Origin of the sequence: Xanthomonas sp. WHRI 10204, from assembly GCF_040202875.1 — a bacterium.
Lineage (GTDB): Bacteria > Pseudomonadota > Gammaproteobacteria > Xanthomonadales > Xanthomonadaceae > Xanthomonas.
Genome location: NZ_JBEGDW010000001.1, coordinates 771048 through 790487 on the forward strand (window position 1 = coordinate 771048; position 19440 = coordinate 790487).

General features: G+C 64.9%; 13 protein-coding genes and 1 other RNA gene. 7 read left to right on the forward strand and 7 right to left on the reverse strand.

Features of this window, described 5'->3' with window-relative positions; all coding sequences use genetic code 11:
* Positions 1-282: 282 nt before the first annotated feature.
* On the reverse strand, positions 283-1164 hold the full coding sequence (locus tag ABQZ00_RS03400) for an outer membrane protein assembly factor BamD (RefSeq protein WP_055848912.1): 882 nt from the start codon (positions 1162-1164) through the stop codon (positions 283-285).
* Between the two features lie 120 nt (positions 1165-1284).
* Here ABQZ00_RS03400 and rluD point away from each other — a divergent pair, with 120 nt between their 5' ends.
* From rluD to ABQZ00_RS03420, 4 genes are read left to right on the forward strand one after another with little or no spacing between them, the layout of a single operon-like run.
* Entirely contained in the window at positions 1285-2280 is a 996-nt protein-coding gene (rluD, locus tag ABQZ00_RS03405; RefSeq protein ID WP_055848915.1) for a 23S rRNA pseudouridine(1911/1915/1917) synthase RluD, read from the forward strand.
* Position 2281: 1 nt separating this feature from the next.
* Entirely contained in the window at positions 2282-3097 is an 816-nt protein-coding gene (gene pgeF / locus ABQZ00_RS03410) for a peptidoglycan editing factor PgeF (protein ID WP_323537908.1), read from the forward strand.
* A 20-nt stretch (positions 3098-3117) separates the two neighbouring features.
* The gene (locus ABQZ00_RS03415) at positions 3118-3624 is read left to right on the forward strand and encodes a DUF4166 domain-containing protein (protein ID WP_323537907.1); all 507 of its coding nucleotides are present in this window, start codon (positions 3118-3120) and stop codon (positions 3622-3624) included.
* Positions 3611-4045, forward strand: a complete 435-nt coding sequence (locus ABQZ00_RS03420; protein ID WP_323537595.1) for a thiol-disulfide oxidoreductase DCC family protein — start codon at positions 3611-3613, stop codon at positions 4043-4045. Before ABQZ00_RS03415 ends, ABQZ00_RS03420 begins: the two co-directional genes overlap by 14 nt.
* 430 nt (positions 4046-4475) lie before the next feature.
* On the opposite strand, the gene ABQZ00_RS03425 is transcribed toward ABQZ00_RS03420, so the two are convergent.
* The 6 genes from ABQZ00_RS03425 to ABQZ00_RS03450 form a co-directional block, all read right to left on the reverse strand.
* Positions 4476-6344, reverse strand: coding sequence for a methyl-accepting chemotaxis protein (locus tag ABQZ00_RS03425; RefSeq protein WP_323537594.1), 1869 nt, complete (start codon positions 6342-6344; stop codon positions 4476-4478).
* 723 nt (positions 6345-7067) lie between these two features.
* Positions 7068-9506 carry a membrane-bound PQQ-dependent dehydrogenase, glucose/quinate/shikimate family gene (locus ABQZ00_RS03430; RefSeq protein WP_323515654.1) on the reverse strand — a complete coding sequence of 813 codons (2439 nt, stop codon included), beginning with the start codon at positions 9504-9506 and terminating at the stop codon, positions 7068-7070.
* A 975-nt stretch (positions 9507-10481) separates the two neighbouring features.
* The gene (gene otsA, locus ABQZ00_RS03435; RefSeq protein ID WP_055848926.1) at positions 10482-11849 is read right to left on the reverse strand and encodes an alpha,alpha-trehalose-phosphate synthase (UDP-forming); all 1368 of its coding nucleotides are present in this window, start codon (positions 11847-11849) and stop codon (positions 10482-10484) included.
* Positions 11846-13624: a glycoside hydrolase family 15 protein gene (locus ABQZ00_RS03440; protein WP_323537593.1), complete on the reverse strand. Its 1779-nt coding sequence runs from the start codon at positions 13622-13624 to the stop codon at positions 11846-11848. Before ABQZ00_RS03440 ends, otsA begins: the two co-directional genes overlap by 4 nt.
* Positions 13625-13664: 40 nt before the next feature.
* On the reverse strand, positions 13665-14429 hold the full coding sequence (gene otsB / locus ABQZ00_RS03445; RefSeq protein ID WP_323537592.1) for a trehalose-phosphatase: 765 nt from the start codon (positions 14427-14429) through the stop codon (positions 13665-13667).
* A gap of 559 nt (positions 14430-14988) precedes the next feature.
* A complete protein-coding gene (locus ABQZ00_RS03450) occupies positions 14989-17424 on the reverse strand; it encodes a TonB-dependent receptor plug domain-containing protein (protein WP_115554418.1) in 2436 nt (811 codons plus the stop codon).
* Between the two features lie 317 nt (positions 17425-17741).
* Between ABQZ00_RS03450 and ABQZ00_RS03455 the strand changes: the two genes are divergently transcribed.
* The 3 genes from ABQZ00_RS03455 to ABQZ00_RS03465 all read left to right on the forward strand — a co-directional run bounded on the left by ABQZ00_RS03455 (position 17742) and on the right by ABQZ00_RS03465 (position 19360).
* On the forward strand, positions 17742-18221 hold the full coding sequence (locus tag ABQZ00_RS03455; protein WP_323537591.1) for a DUF3574 domain-containing protein: 480 nt from the start codon (positions 17742-17744) through the stop codon (positions 18219-18221).
* Positions 18188-19129: an XAC2610-related protein gene (locus ABQZ00_RS03460; protein ID WP_503064235.1), complete on the forward strand. Its 942-nt coding sequence runs from the start codon at positions 18188-18190 to the stop codon at positions 19127-19129. Before ABQZ00_RS03455 ends, ABQZ00_RS03460 begins: the two co-directional genes overlap by 34 nt.
* A gap of 152 nt (positions 19130-19281) precedes the next feature.
* Positions 19282-19360: non-coding RNA, sX9 sRNA (locus ABQZ00_RS03465), on the forward strand.
* The last annotated feature ends 80 nt before the right edge of the window (positions 19361-19440 follow it).

Genomic DNA, 19440 nt, shown 5'->3' on the forward strand with positions numbered 1-19440 from the left:
ACTCCGAGAATCGGCCGCGCCCGCCTGGCGATGAGCACAGTCGTTTTGTTAGCTGCTCTAAGGCTTTAGTATAGGCAGGCCAGCGCGCCGGTTCGGTGATCTGGCGCCGGTTACGGGACGCGCGCGCGGGCTTGCGGTACGCCGGCACAGGGAGCGAGCACACGCGCACAGACGCTACCGCAGTGGGGAGCGCTCACTGCTACGGCGGCTTGCCGCACCGACCTCTCAGGCATGAAAAAGGGGCCTTTCGGCCCCTTATGTATTCGGCAGTGACTGCAAGTCTCAGTCGCGGCTCATCTGTGCATTGCGCTGACCGGTAGCGGCGGACTTCTCGCCAGCAAACGGGTTGAGCTTGCGGATCGCCCAGGGGTACTTCGGCCAATTGCCGGTCAGCCACGGGTGCTGCGGGCTGTTGAGTTCGAGCACGCGTCGCGCGTCTGCGGCCAGGGTCTTGTTGCCCAGGTGTGTGTAGGCCTCCGCCAGCACGGCAACGGCGTCGTACTGATAGGCGCTCTGCGGGTAGGTTTCCAGCAAATAGTTGGCGCGGCCGGCTGCGGACACCCAGGCGTTGCGGCGCAGGTAGTACAGCGCGTTATCCAGCTCGTGCTGGGCGAACACGTCGCGCAGCTCGATCATCCGCTTGCGCGCGTCGGGCGCGTAGCGGCTGTTGGGATAGCGGTCGGTGACCGTATTGAAGTCGTTGTAGGCCTGCTGCGGCGACGACAGATCGCGGCGGCTTGGGTCCAGCGACCACACCCGGCGCAGGAACACCGTGTCGCGGTTACTGTTGGCCAGCCCGCGCAGGTAGTACAGGTACGAGATGTTGCGGTGCGTGGGATAGGTCCGGATGAAGCGGTCGACGCTGGACACCGTGTCGTCGTGCTTGCCGGCCTTGTACTGAGCGTAGGCGCTTTCGATCATCGCCTGCTCGGTGTACGGACCATACGGGTACTGGGCAATCAGGCGCTTGTAGCTGGCTTCGGCGCCAGCCCAGTTGCCTTTCTCCATCAGGCCGTGGCCTTTGCCATAGAGCTGCTCGACCGGCATGCCCTCATCGGGATTCTTGTCCTTGGCGCCGCGGTGGCAGCCGGTGACGACAAACGCCATGACCAGCATGAGGGCAATCAGGCGCGCAGGCGCGGAAAACGTGGACCGTCGGATCATGGGTCTGGGAAGGACGCGTCAGGAAAACGAAAGCGCGATGATAGCCTAGTGGCCTGTCCGGCGACTGACTCCTGCCTCCCGGACCCCTAAATTCCCGTTTTTGCCTGAGTGCCAGTGTCCATGTCCGACCCATCTGCCGACCCCATCGACCCGTCCATCCGTCAGGCCATCGTGCCCGATAACGCCGCAGGGCGCCGTTTCGACGCGGTGCTGGCCGAGCTGTTCCCCGAATTCTCGCGCTCGCGGCTGTCGGAGTGGATCAAGTCCGGCGATGCGCTGCTGGATGGCGAAATGGCGCGTCCGCGCGACACCTTGCGCGGCGGCGAGAGCGTGCAGCTGCAAGTGGTGCTGGAAACCCAGACCCATGCCGCCCCGCAGGACATCCCGCTGAACGTGTTGTACGAAGACGACCAGGTGCTGGTAATCGACAAGCCGGCCGGCCTGGTCGTACACCCAGGCGCGGGCAACCCGGACGGCACCCTGGTCAATGCGCTGCTGTTCCGCGACCCCGCGTTGTCGGCGGTGCCGCGCGCCGGCGTGGTGCATCGTCTGGACAAGGAAACCAGCGGCGTCATGGTGGTCGCGCGGACCGTGCAGGCGCAGACGGCGCTGGTGGAACAGCTGTCCGCGCGCGATGTGCATCGCCAGTATCTGGCGGTGGTGGTCGGTGCGCTGGTGTCCGGCGGCACCGCGAATGCGCCGATCGACCGCCATCCACGCGATCGCCTCAAGATGGCGGTGCGCGACGACGGTCGCGACGCGGTCACCCATTACCGGCTGCGCGAACGCTTCCGCGCGCATACCGCGCTGGAATGCCGCCTGGAAACCGGGCGCACCCATCAGATTCGCGTGCATATGGCGCATCTGAAGTCGCCGATCGTTGGCGACCCGCTGTACGGCGGCGCGCTCAAGCTGCCCAAGGGCGCCACCGACGAGCTGGTGCACGAGCTGCGCACCTTCAAGCGCCAGGCGCTGCATGCCGAAACGCTGGAATTCCTGCATCCGGTCAGCGGCGAGCCGGTGCGCGCCACCGCACCGGTGCCGGCCGACCTGCAGCGGCTGATGACCGCGCTGCGTGAAGACAGCGCACGTGCCGCCGAGCTGGCACGCCGCTGAAGTGACAGTGGCCGCGCCTTGCATCCTGCCGGCCGACTGGCCTGCGCCGCCACGCATCCAGGCGCTGACTACATTGCGCTATGGGCTGGGCGGCTCGCTGCCGCCGTTCGACACGCTCAATCTGGGCAACCGCAATAGCCCCGAGGGCGATACGCCCGAGCAGGTGGAGCGCAACCGGGCACTGCTGGTCGAAGCGCTGGCGTTGCCGAGCGCGCCGCACTGGTTGCGGCAGGTGCACGGCGTCGAGGTGGTGCGCGTCGAGGCGCCGCTGCTTGCATCCGATGCGCGGTCGGATGGCGCGGGCGATCTCCCGCCAGCTGCGTCTGAACCCATTGCCGATGCGGCCGTCACCGCTGTGCCTGGCGTGGTGCTGGCGATCCTCACTGCCGATTGCCTGCCCGTGGTGCTGGCGGCGGCCGATGGCAGCGAAGTGGCGGCCGCGCATGCCGGTTGGCGCGGGTTGGCCGACGGCATGCTGGAGCACAGCGTGGCCGCCATGCGCACGCCTGCGTCGCGGTTGATCGCATGGCTGGGGCCGGCAGCAGGACCGCAGGCATATGAAATCGGGCAGGACGTCTTCGATGCCTTCGTCGCCGACGATGCGCAGGCGCAGGACGCCTTCAGCGCCACGCGGCCGGGGCATTGGCAGGTGGATCTGTATGCACTGGCGCGCCAGCGCTTGCAGCGTGCCGGCGTGCCGGCCAGCGCGATCCATGGCGGCGGGCTGTGCACCATTTCCGATCCGCAACGCTTCTTCTCGCACCGCCGCGACCGGCGCAGCGGACGCATGGCCACGCTGGCCTGGATCGCGCCCTGAACACGCCATTGTTCGCGCAGATACTCGGCCAGGATGCGTTCGCGCAGCTGCCTGCGCCGGTGCGCGCGCTGCACTCGGTGCAGCAGCGGCAGACCTTTGGCGGACGGGCGCAGATCCAGCGCGGTCGTCATGCGTTGGTGCCGTTGCTGGCGTTGCTGAGCCGGTTGCCGCGCAGTGGCGAGGTGGATGTCGAAGTGGAGTTTCTGGTCGATGCGCACGGCGAGCGTTGGCATCGGCGGTTTGCCGGGTTGCCGATGTATTCACGGTTATGGCGCCACGGCGATGCACTGCGCGAGCACCTGGGCGCGGTGCGCTTCGAATTCGCGCTGCGTGCCGATGCCGACGCGTTGTACTGGCAGGCCACGCGCGTGTGGGCATTCGGCTGGATCCCGCTGCCTGCGCGCTGGTTCGAGCAGGTGCGTTGCCGCGAGCATGCCGACGCTGGCCGCTATGGATTTTTCGTCGACGTGCACCTGCCGCTGGTCGGGCCGTTCATTCGCTACGAGGGTTGGCTTGCGCCAGGTTGAATCGCCGCAGGTTGATGCGCGCAGTGCGCCGGCAACCATCGTGTTCGATGGCGTGTGCCTGCTGTGCAATGGCTGGGTCACGTTGCTGCTGCGCCACGATCGACCTGGGCGTTATCGCTTTGCCGCGATGCAGGGGCACGCCGGGCGCGCGCTGTTGCAGCAGCACGGGCTGGATCCCGATGATCCGCTGTCTTTTTTGCTGGTGGACGACACCGGTGCATGGACCGACAGCGATGCGATCGTGCGCGTGCTGGCCGGGTTGGGTGGCGTCTGGCGCTTGTTTGCACTGTTGCGCCTGGTCCCACGTGGCTTGCGCGACATCGGCTATCGCCTGATCGCGCGCAATCGCTATCGCTGGTTCGGGCGTACCGAGCACTGCATGCTACCCACACCCGAGCAGCGTGCGCGGTTCCTGGATTAGCCCTCTCCGCTGCGAAGCCAGCTTGGCGTAGGAGCGCCCCTGGGCGCGATGGGGCGTTACCAGTAATGCTTCGTCGCGCCCAGGTGCGCTCCTACGAAGATTGGTTCATTTGTGGGGTGGCGCTTCGATTTGGCGTGTTGTTTGTGGCTTTGCGTGCCGGACCAACGATGGCAGACACGCACGCTTGCTTGGCGTAGGAGCGCACCCGGGCGCGATGGGGCGTTACGGATAAAGCTTCGTCGCGCCCGGGTGCGCTCCTACGAAGATTGGTTCATCTGTGGGGTGGCGCTTCGATTTGGCGTGTTGTTTGTGGCTGTGCGTGCCGGATCGAGGATGGAAGACACGCACGCTTGCTTTGCGTAGGAGCGCACCTGGGCGCGATGGGGCGTTACCGATAAAGCTTCGTCGCGCCCGGGTGCGCTCCTACGGTTTATGCCGCCGCGTTTCCGAAACTTGCGCGCACGACGTTCGAGTTGCCGCTGTGCGCAGGCTGCAGGCGGAAGATCGAGACCGCATCGGCCAGTTCCACCGCCTGTTCTTCCAGGCTACGTGCGGCGGCGGTGGCTTCTTCCACCAACGCGGCGTTGCGTTGGGTGACCTCATCCAGTTGTGCGACGGTGCGATTGACCTGTTCGATGCCGCTGGACTGCTCGGCGCTGGCAGAGGTGATCTCGCTCATGATGTCGGTGACGTGTTTGACCGAGCCGACGATCTCGCGCATGGTCGCGCCGGCACGATGCACCAGCCCCGAGCCCAGCTCCACCTTGTCGGTGGAGTCGGCGATCAGCGTCTTGATCTCTTTTGCCGCATCGGCCGAGCGCCGCGCCAATGCGCGCACTTCGGAGGCGACGACCGCAAAACCGCGGCCCTGTTCGCCGGCACGTGCCGCTTCCACCGCGGCATTGAGCGCCAGGATATTGGTCTGAAACGCGATGCCGTCGATGACGCCGATGATCTCGCCGATCTTGCGCGAGGCTGTGCTGATCTGGCTCATGGTGGCGACCACATCGTCCATCACCTGGCCGCCGCTTTGCGCCACTTCACCGGTGCCCACCACCAGGCGGTTGGCCTGCAGCGCGCTGTCGGCATTCTGCTTCACGGTCGAGGTGAGTTCTTCCATCGAGCTTGCGGTTTCTTCCAGATTCGCCGCCTGCTGCTCGGTGCGTTCGGACAGATCGGTATTGCCGGCGGCGATTTCCACCGCAGCCTGGCGGATGGTGTCCGATGCAGTCTGGATGCCGCCGATGATTTCGGTCAGACGGGCGACGGTCTGGTTGGTGTCGTCGCGCAGACGCGCAAAGATGCCGTGCGCATCGCCGTCCACGCGCTGGGTGAGATCGCCTTCGGCCATCGCGCTGATGACGCGTGCCAACGCGGCCAGGTGGGTTTCCACCGAGTCGTAGATGCGGTTGATGCCTTGCGCCAGCGACAGCAGCACGCCATCCATGCCGTCGACCTGCATGCGGCGACTGAAATCGCCGGCCGATGCCGCATCGATGATCTGGATCAGCGCCTGCTCGGCGTTGACCTGCGCGGTGACGTCCATCCACTGCGCGATGGTGCCCAGCTTGGTGCCGTCGGCGGCGATGATCGGGCTGTATACGAAGTCGATCTGGCGCCCGAAGAACGGGGCGCGCACGGCCTTGGACGCGTTCAACGCGCGCATGCGGTCGATGGCGGCCTGGCTGTCCGGGTAGATGTCGCCGATGCTGCCGCCGACGAATCCCTCGGCATGGAAGCTGGGGCGGAAGCTCTGCACATCCGGCTCGATCAGCTTGAGCATCGCGAGCAGCTTGCGGTTGGCGAACAGCACCTGGCCGTCGTCGTCGGCGATGCGGATCATGGTGTCCAGATCGTCGAGTGCCTTGATCACGAACTGCCCATGGCGCAGGCCTTGTTCCATCACGTCGATGCGGATGGCCAGCTTGTCCTGGGTCGCCTGCAACGTGCGCAGCAGCGGTGCCAGTTCACCGGAGGCGGTACGCGCGTCCAGGCGCTGAAAGCGGCCTTCGCCCAGCGCAGCGACGGCACTCACTGCCTGCTGCAGCTGCGCACTGTTGCGACGACGCGCCCACCACCACAGGCCGACGCTGGCCGCGCCGAGCACCAGCAAGGCCGGGAACAGCTTCGCGAACGCGCTACCGACGCCGCCGGGCACCAGCGTGGCGGCATAGAACGTCAGCAAGGCCAGTAGCCCGAGGTGAGCGGCAGCGGGCATCCATGCAGTCCAGGTGGTACGCGCAACGTTTGCGTCCGCCGGCGGGCGGGAAACGGGTGCGGCATCGTGTGAAGGCAACATAGGCTGAGTCCGACTAGTGTTCTGGGAAAGGGGGAACGGTGTGCGGCAGGAGTGGGCTGCAATGGGGTATCGGCGGCCGAGCCCGAATCATGATGGTGTGAAAGGACCGTTTGTCGGAATGCGTGCTGCGGACCACGTAAAAAGCTGATGTGGTTGATTTGGAAGCGTTTTCAGTTGCGGTGCGTATGTTTTTGAGCAGCTCGCAGCTGCCCCGAAGCGGTGTTCCTGATTGTAAATTTCACGTGAATTTGAGTTGTTGTGAGGTCGCGCAGTTCCGCGCTCCGATGGAATGCAGATGGGCGATTTGCTTCCCTCTGATCTGGCAGCGCGACTAGCGCGCGTTGCACTGTTGCCGGTGTCGGGTTTGCGCTGAAAGCGGAGCGGGCACAAACCACAGCCATGGCAGTGCACCGGTGTCGGGAAATCGCAGCAGGAGAACTTGAAAGGCAGCGACCCGAAGAACTTCGGAAAGACCTCCATCCGACACGGCTCGGTGCGATGCAGATGGCCCGTCGGTCAAACCGCAGTTTTGGCACACCTGTCATCGGCGGACGCAACACCGTGCAATTCAGGCGTGCTGCCGGAACCACATGTTCGGACCGCACACACATGCTCCGCCGCATCCGGACAACGACGATCCGCCCAATCGACAGGCCGCCCATAAAAAAACCGGCCGTCTCGCGACGGCCGGTCTGTTGTGTCACTGCCCAAAAGGGCTGGCGATTACTTCGCCGGCGCCGCTGGTGCAGCGTCCGGCAAGGCCCAGGCGATGACGCTGTCGCCGGACTTGGTTTCCATGCGGTCGTGTCCACCCACCGCGGCCACGATGTACTGCTTGCCGTCGATGGTGTAGCTCAACGGGGCAGCCTGCGGGCCGGCCGGCACGCGCGTCTCCCAGACCTGCTTGCCGGTGCGGGTGTCGAAGCCGCGCATGAAGTCGTCCAGGGTTGCGCCGATGAAAGTTACGCCACCGGCGGTAGCCAGTGAGCCGCTGTTGTTGGGCGTGCCGATCTCGAACTTGGTCTTGGACGGGATGCCCATCGGGCCCTGGTCGTAGCCGGTGCCGAGCGGACGGCGCCACAGCACCTGCTGCGTGCGCAGATCCACACCGGAGATGTAGCCCCACGGCGGGGCGACGCACGGGGTGTTGAGTGGCGACATCCACGGCTCCTTGCGGGCGCCATAGGCCAGGCCCTTCTGCGCCATGTAGCCGGGGGTCTTGCTCTTGCCGTCGAACACCGACACGACGCCGAGTTCGTTCATTTTCTCGCGGGTATAGACCTGCAAGGTGTAGGGCAGGCGATTGCTGTTCATCACCATGATGCCGCGCTGCAGATCGACCGAAACGCCGCCCCAGTTGATGCCGCCGTGGTTGCCGGTGAACGCCAGCGAGCCTTGCAGCGTCGGCGGGGTGAACATGCCTTCGTAACGTAGCTGCTTGAACTGGATACGGCAGGCCAGCTGATCGAACGGCGTCATGCCCCAGGCATCGGATTCGATGATGGTTTCGACTTCGCGGCTGGGCGCGCCCACGGTGTTGGGCATGCCCGGCGAGATCGGCTGGGTGGCAGCGGTCCAGTCGCCATGGTCGGTGCCCTGCGGCACGGCCATCTGCTTGACCGGCATCAAAGGCGCGCCGGTGGCACGATCCAGCACGAACACCTGGCCGGACTTGGTGGCCTGGATCACTGCAGGACGGGTGCCGCCGCCGGCGACCGGCCAATCGACCAGGTTCGGCTGCGGGCCGATGTCGTAATCCCACAGGTCGTGGTTGACGGTACGGAAATGCCAGCGCTCCTTGCCGGTGGCCGCGTCCACGGCGACCAACGAGGCGGTGTATTCCTCATCCTGCGGGGTACGGCCCTTGCCGAAGAAGTCGCCGGACGCATTGCCGGTGGGCAGATACACCAGGCCCAGCTCATCGTCGGCTGCCATCAGCGACCACACGTTCGGGGTCGAACGCGTGTAGGTCTGGCCAGCGGGCGGTTCGGCGGTGATCGCCGGGTTGCCCAGATCCCAGGCCCAGCGCAGCTGGCCGGTGAGGGCATCGAAGCCACGCACCACGCCCGACGGCGCATCGCCTTCCTGACCATCACGCACCTGGCCGGTCGGCTGGATCACCACGCCGCGCATCACCACCGGCGGCGAGGTCGGGCCGACGAAGCCCGGCTTGGTGTTGCCGGTGCCGGCATTGAGGTCCACATAGCCGTTGTTGCCGAAGCTGGTGCACAACTTGCCGGTCTGCGCGTCCAGCGCGCCGAGGCGACCATCGACCATCGGCCAGAAGATTCGCGTCGGGCAGTCGGCAGTGCCTTCCGGCGCCTGGTAGTACGACACGCCACGGCAGGTGGTGGCGGCCACACCGGCCATCGCCTTGGGGTTGGTCTGCGGGTCGAAGCGCCAGCGCTCCTTGCCGTTGGCCGCTTCCACCGCGATCACCTTCTGGGTCGGGGTGCAGATGTACAGCAGGTCGCCGATCTTGAGCGGGGTGTTCTGGAAGGCGTAGCCCAGCTTGGAGCCGGCCGGCTTCAGATCGCCGGTATGGAATTCCCAGGCCACCTTGAGGTTCTTCACGTTGTCCGGGGTGATCTGCGCGCCGGGGGTGTAGTGATTGGACAGGTTGGAACCGGCATACGCGGTCCAGTTGCTGGCGTCGTGATTGGCAGCGACATTGCCGTCCGGGCTGGGCACGCTGCCGCGACTGAAGGCGGTGGCGTTGTCCGCCGGCTGCTTGGATGCGTCGGCCAGTTCCACATTGCGCGGCATAAACAGTGGCCACAGGATCAGCGCTGCGCCCAGGATCGGCAGCACACCGGTCACCACGACATAGCCTGCGCCGGACAACGGCTGCATGCGCCGACGCGCCACGCCCCAGAACGGGAGCAGTACCAGGCCCAGCACCGACATCCAGGCCAGACGCGGGACCAGGCCCCAGCCATCCAGACCCACTTCCCACAGCGCCCACGCGATGGTGGCGGCCAGCGTGGCGCCAAACAGCCATAGGCCGGCACGCTTGCCCAGCGCCAGCAACACGCCGGCCAGCAGCAGCGCGATACCTGCGAGCAGGTAGTACCAGGAACCGCCGACGGCGACCAGGCGGCCGCCTTCGTAGGCGAGCACCGCACCGAGCACGGCGATCACCACTGCATAGGCCACCAGCAACCAGGTGCCTAGCCCACGTTTTGAGGATTGATCAGTCATTTTGAGATATCAGGAAGGACTTGGGCGGCATGCACCGGCGACAAGTCGTGGAGGGAGAGAGGTCACCCGTTGGCAAAGGCTGCCGACGACCTTGGATATGAACGCGCAGCCCCTCCCAGGGTCCTCAGCGCTAATCATGTGAATATTTTAGACCCCTGAGCGCCGCCTGTCCGTGACGGAATAGGAACCATTGTTCCAACCTGCAGCTCGGATGTACCGAATTTGCGTGGAATTTGAGCAGTGCAGCGAAGGACGCTGACAATTTCGGTTGATGCGCGGTGATACCTGACCAGTGATGCATGCGAGAGGCGCTGTCGCTTTCGAAAAAGCAAGCCGAGCACCGCAGTCATGCGTGGCCGAAAAAGCCACCCGCGCCTGAAGGGCGTGGAAGCCTTTGACTTCGCTGTGCCCTAGAGCGCTGTGGCTTAAAGCTGTGCTTGAAATTCCCGCATGGCTACAAGTGCACCTGCCGGAAATCCCTTGTAACCGTACCCTCATCCGCCCTTTGGGCACCTTCTCCCGGAGGGAGAAGGAAATGCATGCAGCGAGTTTGTGCGCCGCGCCGCGCATGGCGAAGAGCGCAGGGCACCGGTGCGGCCGTATCGCGCCGGATTGCGTCAGGCGACGGCGTTTGAAGCCAGGATTTTGCATTTGGGATTTGGGATTGGCAAAAAAAATGCGGGCACTTCAGCACCACGGTGAATCCAGAGCACAGTGCTCAATCCAGAGTACGTCGCTCGCTCCAAAGCGCGGCGCTCAAGCAGGGGCTGCGACAGTCCATCGAGCACAATGTCGGATTGCTCGCGTGACTGCCGTACCCTCATCCGCCCTTCGGGCACCTTCTCCCGGAGGGAGAAGGGAATGTATCCAGCCTCTCGCAGGGAGAAGGCAATGCACGCAGCGAGTCTGCGTACATTCCCCCGCACTGAGGAAAGCTTAGGCGTCTGCGAGCGCCTGCAGATACCGCTGGCGCCAGTGGTTGATGTTGTTCTTGCGCAGATGATCCATCATCGCCCGCCAGCGCTCGATGCGCGTTGCGAGCGGCATGCTGGCTGCCGTTGCAATTGCATCGGCCACACCGTCCAGATCGTGCGGATTGACCAGCAGCGCTTCCTTCATTTCGTCCGCCGCGCCGGCCAGCAACGACAGCACCAAGACACCGGGATTTTCAGGGTCCTGCGCGGCCACAAATTCTTTGGCGACCAGATTCATGCCATCGCGCAATGGCGTTACCAGGCCCACCGATGCGGCCCGATAGAAACCAGTCAATGTTGCATGGCTGAAGTTCTGGTTGACGTAGCGCAGCGGCGTCCAGTCCGGCCCCGCATGTCCGCCATTGATGTGGCCGGCGATCTGTTCCAGCTGCCCGCGTAATTGACGATATTCGGTGACATCGCCGCGCGATACCGGTGCGATCTGCAGATAGGTCAGACTGCCGGATTGATCCGGATAGCGCTCCAGGTAACGCTCGAAGCCCTGGAAGCGTTCCGGCAGACCTTTGGAGTAATCCAAGCGGTCCACACCGATGGCCAGCTGCCGCCCGCGCAGACTCTCGCGCAGATCGCGCACGGCTTGCTTGCTGACGGATGCTTTTGCCTGATTGGCAATCAGATCGGTGTCGATCCCGATCGGGAACGACGAGGCAGTGAAGCGCCGCCCACCCGGGCCTTCGACCAGATCGCCGTCCAGAATGCGGCCGCCACCGAACAGGCGTACATACGCCTTGAAGCGCTCGGCATCGCGTTGGGTCTGGAAGCCGACCAGATCGTAGGCATAAAAGGTACTGAACAAGCGCGCGTGATCGGGCATCGCCTGCATCAAATCGGCCGACGGCATCGGCACATGCAGGAAGAAGCCCATCTTGCAGCCCACCCCCAGCTCGCGCAGCATCGCGCCGAGCGGGATCATGTGGTAATCGTGAATCCACAAGGTGTCGCTGTCTTTCAGCAGCGGCGCCAGCTTTTCTGCGAATAGGCGATTGACGCGGAGATAGCCTTCGCGCTTGGCGCGGTCGTAATCGACCAGGTCCAGCCGGAAGTGCAGCAACGGCCACAACGTGCGATTGGCAAAGCCGTTGTAATACGAATCGATGTCGCGCTTGTTGAGGTCCATGGTGACGAAGGTGATGTCGCCTTCGGTCTGCTCGTGCATGCCGCCGCTGTCGCCGCGCGCGGTCTTGCCGCTCCAGCCGAACCACATGCCGCCGCGCTCCTTGAGCGCCGCCAACAACCCGACTGCAAGGCCGCCGGCACGGTTTTCGCCGGGCACTGCAACACGATTGGATACCACCACCAAACGACTCATGACGCCTCCTGCCAGCTCCGCGACAAGCGCATCGCTGCGATGATCAAACCGACATGCGAATAGGTCTGAGGGAAATTGCCCCAGGCTTCGCCGTCTTCGAACGATAGGTCTTCCGAAAGCAAGCCGAGGTGATTGCGGCGCGACAGAATGCGCTCGAACAATTCACGTGCCTCGTCCTTGCGGCCGATGGAGGCCAGCGCATCGATGTACCAGAACGTGCAGATGGTGAAGCTGGTTTCCGGCTCGCCGAAGTCGTCGGGCGCGATGTAGCGATACAGCGCATCGCCATGTTTGAGCACCCGGCCGACCGCTTCGACCGTGCGTACGAAGCGGCTGTCGTCGGCATCCACGATGCCGATGTCGGCCAGCAACAGCAGCGACGCATCCAGACGATGGCCACCGAACGTGTCGGTGAAATGGCCGCGTTCTTCGCTCCAGGCTTCGGCCAACACGCGCTCGCGAATGCTGTCGGCGCGCTGCTGCCAATACACGCTGCGCTCGGGCAAGGCCAGTCGGTCGGCGATCTTCGACAAGCGATCGCACGCGGCCCAGCACATCGCGGCGGTGTAGGTGTGCACTTCGGCGCGGCCGCGGAATTCCCACAGGCCGGCGTCGGGCACGTTGTGCAGCGCATAGGCGCGCTCGCCCAGCGGTTCGAGCCGGCGGAAGGTGTCGGCGTCGCCCTGATCCTTCAGACGCAGATCGAAGAACAATTGCGTCGAGGCCAACACCACGCTGCCATAGACATCGTGCTGTTGCTGGATCCACGCCAGGTTGCCGCGCCGCACCGGGCCCATGCCACGGTAGCCCTCCATCGTGTCGACTTCATGCTCTTCCAGCTGCGATTCGAAGCCAATGCCGTACAGCGGCTGCAGGGTGCCGTCGGCAGTGGCGATATTGAAGATGTAGCCGATGAACTGCTCCATCGTGCGCGTGGCGCCGAGCCGGTTGAGCGCACGCACCACGAACGCGGCGTCGCGCAGCCAGCAATACCGGTAATCCCAGTTGCGCGGGGTATTCGGCGCTTCCGGAATGGACGTGGTCATCGCGGCGATGATGGCGCCGCTATCTTCGTACTGGCACAGCTTGAGCGTGATCGCGCTGCGGATCACCGCCTCCTGCCAGTCCAGCGGAATGGACAGATAGCGTACCCATTCGCGCCAATATTCTTCGGTGCGTTCCTGCGCTTCCTGCACATAGCCGGTGAGCGAGCGGGTCAGCGATTCGTCCACGCCCAGCACCAGACTCACCGGGTGGCTGAGCACGAACGGCAAGCCGTCGCGCACGAAGCGCACCGGCACGTCGGTGGTCAGGCGCAAGGTGAATTCCGGCAACACCCAGCGGATATGGTTGCTGCCCCAGGTGGTATCGGGCGTACGGCCACCCCAGTCGGCGAGCGGGCGCGCACGCACGATGATGCGCGGGTTGCCAGCGAGCGGGCGAATCTGCCGAATGATGCTGACGGGCCGGTAAAAACGGCCGTTATTGCGCCAGCGCGGTGCGAAGTCGATGACTTCCACTTCGCCACCGTGGCTATCGCGCAAGACGGTGCGCAGCACGGCAGTGTTGGGTAGGTAGTGCTGCTCACTGCTGACGAAGTCTTCCAGCTCCACCGCAAAATCGCCGCCTTCGGTCTTGGGCGACAGCAAGCTGCAAAAGGCCGGGTCGCCGTCGAAGGCGGGCAGGCAGCTCCACACCACGCGTGCCTGCCGATCGACCAATGCGCCAAAGCTGCAATTGCCGATGACGCCCAGATCCAGATTTGGCTCGGTCATGAGGTGCAAACGATCCTGTAAGTAGCGAAAGGAAGCGCGCCTACGGTGATGCGTGGCGCGCGTTGTGTTGCAGCCACGCGTGCACAGCGGCAGTGCCGTCGACGCGAAAACGCGCGCTGGTCTGTGCACGATCGCCGACCAGAATGCTCCAGCCGCCTAAGCGATTGGCTGCATCGAAGCCGAATTCGTCGGTGAGGTCGTCGCCGACAAACACCGGCGTGCGGCCTGCAAATGCGGCGGTCTGCATCAGTTGTTCGACGGCCAGGCCCTTGTTGCTGCCTTCGGGCACGAATTCGACCACGTGGTCGCCCGGCTGCAGGCGATAGCCGGAGAGCTGGGCGATTTCGTCCTGCGCGAAGGCCAACACATCGGGGCCGGCGTCCGGTTGCGCGCGCCAATGCAGCGCAACGCTCACGCCTTTGTCCTCGACCAGCACGCCTGCGTGTTTATGCGTCAGCGCCGCAGCGCGTTGATGCAGGCCATGCAGGAATGCAGAAGTGTCCTGCGGCATGGCGGCACGTGCGGCAACATCGCTGCGCAACTCATGCCCATGCAGGCCGGCGGCCGGCAGCAGCAGTGGTGCGAACAAGGCATCGAGCTGTACGAGCGGACGTCCGCTGACCAAGGCGATGGCACCGTTGAGGCGCTCGCTCAGCTGGACAATTGCCTCGCGTACCTCGGGCAATAGCCGCACGGCCTCGGGGCTGTCGGCAAAGTCGATGAGGGTGCCGTCCACGTCCAGAAACAATGCGCAGGCATCGTCCAGCAATGGCGGCGACGGAAGGGGGGAATGCGCGTCTGCCATTGCGCTAGTGTGCGCAAACCGGTGTGAGATTCAGGTTATGGAACGGCAGTGGGTGTTGGTAGACACGTGCAACTGCCTATCCTTCTCCCGTCGGGAGAAAGGGGCGCGTAGCGCCGGCTGAGGCACGTGCGAAGCCTCGTGCAGTTGGAACGACACGGAGGCTTCGCTCCGTACCCTCGCCCCAACCCCTCTCCCGCAGGAGAGGGGCTAAAGCGGTAGCCGCAGTGTTCTTCCCTTCTCCCTCGGGAGAAGGTGGCGAGTAGCGCCGGCTGAGGCACGTGCGAAGCCTCGTGCAGTTGGAACGACACGGAGGCTTCGCTCCGTACCCTCACCTCAACCCCTCACCCGCAGGAGAGGGGCTAAAGCGGTAGCCGCGGTGTTCTTCCCTTCTCCCTCGGAGAAGGTGGCGCGTAGCGCCGGATGAGGGTACGGGCGAAGCCTCGTGCAGTTGGAAGGGCACAGGAGCTTCGCCCGTACCCTCACTCCAACCCCTCTCCCGCAGGAGAGGGGCTAGAGCACGCTCCTGAGGGGAAAGGGCGTTTGCAGCCTGCGCTGTTGCTCAGAAGGTATACCGCACCCGCCCATACCAGTACGCGCCATTGCTGCCGATCGGCGAGAGCACGTCGTAAGGCAGGTTGCCGAAATAGGCGATATCGTCGATGGAGCGGTCCGAGTAGTTGTCCAGGATGTTCTGCCCGCCGATGGCCAGCGTCCACTGTGTGCCCAGGTGATATTCGGCTTCCAGATCCAGTTGCCATTCGGCGCCATAGGTCTGGCGTGGCACGAAGCCGCCGCCGAAGTCGAACACGCGGGTGGCGCTGCCGTAGCGGTTCACGCGCGTCTGCAGGTTCCAGTGTTGGTTGCTCCAGTTGGCGGCCAGCGCGGCACGCGTGCGTGGTGCCGCATCGGTAAGCGTGTTGCTTTCTTCCACGCCAAACAGCACGTAGTCCGGGTTCAAGGCCAGCAATTGCGCGGGTGTTGCGATGATGTTTTCCAGCTCGGTTTTGGCATAGCTGTAGGTGCCGGTCAGCAGCAGGTCGCCGCCGAACGCGTATTGGCGCCAGTTGGCGACCAGCTCGGCGCCGCGTGTGCGGGTATCGGCGGCGTTGAGGAAATAGCTGGCGCTCTGCACGCCGGTGACGCCGAAGTTCTGCTGCACGAAGCTGGTCAGGGCGTCGCCGGTGATGTCTTCGGACAAGGCGATGCGGTCGTCGATATCGATCTGGAAAAAATCCAGCGACAGGTCGAAGTGATCGCCCAGCTTGCTGGTGAAGCCCAGGCTGTAGTTGACCGACTTTTCTGGCTTGAGATCGGTGGCGCCGAGCGCGCGGGCGATCGGGTTGTTGACCGACAGCAAGCGGCCCTGGGTCAGCCGGCCGGCGGCGTCGTAACCGGTGGAAGTGGCTTCGTAACCGATCTGGCTCAGCGATGGCGCGCGCACGTTGTTGGAGATGGCGCCACGCAGCGCGAATGCCGGGGCGAACGCATAGCGCGCGGCCAATTTACCGGTCCATTGACTGCCGAAGTCCTGGTAATGCTCGTAGCGACCGGCCAGGTCGGTGGAGAATTTTTCACCGAACTGGCTGGAGACGTTGGCATAGGCGCTGGCGACATTGCGCGACAGATCGGCTTCGTCCTGTGGGGTGAGCCCGCCGCCGGCCTGCGAGCCGGTGGGGCGGTCGGTGAACGGGCCGGCGGCGTAGCTGGCCGGGTCGCCGGCATGGGTGCGGTATTGCTCGCGGCGGAATTCGGCACCGGTGCCGAAGGTATGGGTGGCGCCGGCAATGTCGAACACGCGGGTCAGATCGAAATTTCCCACGGTCTGCGAAAACGCAAAATCACCGGTCTTGAACGCGGTGGTGCTGCCCGGGCCGAGCGAGGCATTGAGCGAGTTGCGCAGGCGGTAGGTGAAGTCGTTGCGGCCGTAGTTGACGCTGGCGTCGTAATCCCAGTTGCCCCACTGCCCACGTGCGCCGGCAACAAGTTGCAGATCGCGATTTTCGCCTTCGGAAATCGGCCGGTAGCCGTTGGGGTAGATCTCGCGCCAGTTGGCGCTGCTGTCGGGGTAACGGAAGTAATTGGCGCCTTCGGTGTCGCGCTGGTTGTACGTACCGAAGGCGTAGAACTCGCCACTGGCGCTGAAGGGAATCTTGGTATTGAGCCAAGCGTTCAGGCCCTTGGTGGCGCCGTCGCCGAGCACGTAATTGCGCCGGCCGGCCAGGGCCAGATTGGCCGGGGTCTGCTCTTCGAACGGCGGGATCTGATCGAAGCCGGCGCGGTTGGTGGCTTCGCGATTCTTCAATTCCAGGCCGACCTTGAAGAAGCCGCCGTCATCGCCCAGCAGCGAGCCGACCTTGGCGCTGGCGTAACTGGTCTGGCCGTCGGTGACGCGGCGATCGATCGGTGCCACATCGGTGTTGTAGGCGCCGAAGCTGGCTTCCAGTTCGCCGCGCTCGGGATTGTCGTCCAGGATCACGTTGATGACACCGGCAATGGCATCGGAGCCGTACTGCGCGCCGGCACCGTCGCGCAGCACTTCGATGCGCTTGATCGCGTTGATCGGGATGGAGTTGAAATCCACCGGCGTGGTGCCCTTGCCGATCTTGCTGTCGGTATTGACCAATGCCGAGGTGTGGCGGCGCTTGCCGTTGACCAGCACCAGCACCTGATCGGGCGAGAGCCCGCGCAACTGTGCGGCGCGGATGTGATCGGCACCGCCGGAATTGGATTGACGCGGGAAATTGAACGACGGCAGCAGCGCCTGCAGCGCGCTGCCCAGCTCGCCGTTGACCACGCCGGCCTTGCGAATATCTTCGGCAGTGAGCACGTCCACCGGAACCGTCGATTCCAGCACGGTGCGGTCGCTGGCGCGGGTGCCGGTGACGATTACCGTGTCCAGAGTGGTGGCGCCGGCATCGGCCTGCTGGGCCTGCGCGTTGGCGCTCAATGCAGCGGCCACAGCCAGGCCGATCATCGAAAGGGTGGGGCGGGTCATGCTCTCTCTCCTGCAACTGCAAACGCGCCGCAGGGCCGGCGTCCGGCCGGACTGGTGCGCAAGGGGGCGGACTGTTCCACATTCATCCGGATGGAGAGATATTATCGCGTTGTTCAGGCCTGCGCGAGATGGCACGGTGCGCGCCCCTGCATGTGCTGATAGCGCGGCCGCATGAGTGCTAGCGCCACTGGCGTAACGCCCGCAGCAGTGCCGCTCGTACACTTGCCGCATGACGCCCGCCACTGTGCGCGCCGACTGCGGCGTGCCACGTGTGTATTGCTGTTTTTTTAGTCCCCCTGAAACCGTTGGAGAACTCGATGAAGTTGCTGCCGTCCGTGTTGATCGCCGCCGTGCTGGCGTTGTCTGGTTGCGTCACCACGCCGGGCAAGACGCCCGCTGCGGCGACTACCACCGCCAGCATGCAGGGCGATGCGCAACGTCCCGGCGATGCGCGTGGCTGGATTCGCAGCGAGCTCTACTTTGGCGTGGGCGAAGAGACCGGCCCGGCCGATCGCCCGCAGACCCGCACCATCGACGAGACGCAGTGGCGCGCGTTTCTGGACAAGGAAGTGACCCCACGCTTCCCGGATGGGCTGACGGTGTTCGATGCCTACGGCCAGTGGCTGTTCCGCGGCGCCAAGGAGCCGAACCGGCTCGGCACCAAGGTGCTGGTGATCCTGCATGAAGACACCCCGCAGCGGCGCAACGACATCGAAGCGATTCGGCTGGCCTGGAAGCAGGCCACCGGGCATCAGTCGGTGTTGTGGTCGCGGCAGGCGGTGGATGTGTCGTTCTGAGCCGCTCGGTGCGCATGCGCGAGATGCAACGGCGCGACGGGCTGCGTCCCGATAGCGCGGCCATGCGCGTGGCATTGGGCGCAGCGCTCGGCCTGCTGGGGTTTACCGCGGCGGCAGCAGACGGCCAGATGCAGGTGGCGATCGATGCGACGACGCACGCAACCGCCAGCCTGGTGGGCGCGCGCCTGCACGTGGTGCTGTCGCCGGGCGGCAGCGAGCAATGGCTGGACGCCAATGTCGATGACGGCGAGGGCGGCGGTAGCGTCCGAAGCGACGACTACAACTTCGATGGGCACTGCGATCTTGCGGTCACCGCGATGCTGGGCCAGGTCAACGAGGCGACGTTGGTGTTCCTCTTCGACCCGGTGCAACGGCGCTTCCGGCCACTGGCTGCGCCCACGCGCCCGGCGGTGCAGTGCGACGGGTTGTGGAATCTGACCCCCGACGCCAAGGACCGGAGTCTGACCAGCGCCTGCCGCAGCGGGCCGATGTGGTACAGCGACCAGTATCGTTATGCCAGCGATGGCCGGCTGTATGTGTATCGCTCGCAGCAACCGATCGAATCGCCAGACATCCAGTCGCTGCTGGGGCGCGATGGCGACGACGCCTATCCGTTGTCGGTGTGGTCCACCTTCGACGCGCGTGGCGGTGTGGTCGCCACCGCCATCGGCGAAACGCTGGAGTCGCCGATGCCCGTGCAACTGCGGGTGCAGGTGGCACGGCTGCCGTTGTATGCCACGCCAACCGCGGCCAGCACGCGGCGGTATCTGGTGCAGGGCGATCGCGCCGATGCGCTGGATGTCAGCGCGGATGGCATGCGCATCAAGCTGCGTTACCGCAGCCCCACGGCGGACGAGGTAGTGGGCTGGGTGGCGGTGGATGCCGCTTCCGCTGGCAGCGGGCAATAACCGGCGCCGGTTGTCATGTGGGCGCTACCGGCATCTTGAATCGGTTTGTGGCATCCGTTCTGTGTCGCCGCCGGCATGCTGTGCGCGGTCGCCTGAGCGCTGCTAAGAGCGGCCAACAGTACTGTTGGGCAGCCACCTGCCGGGCGCGGCGAGTGCCCGGCACTCGTGCACTGCGGCTCCGAGTGCGCCGTGCACATCTGACTGACGACTGCTCGCTACGTTTTGTCAGCCGCCGCTAATGGCCGTTGTTGGTGAGGTCGGATCGCATTGCTTCGCGCGCGTCAAGCTGCCGCGCACGCGAGACGCGAGAC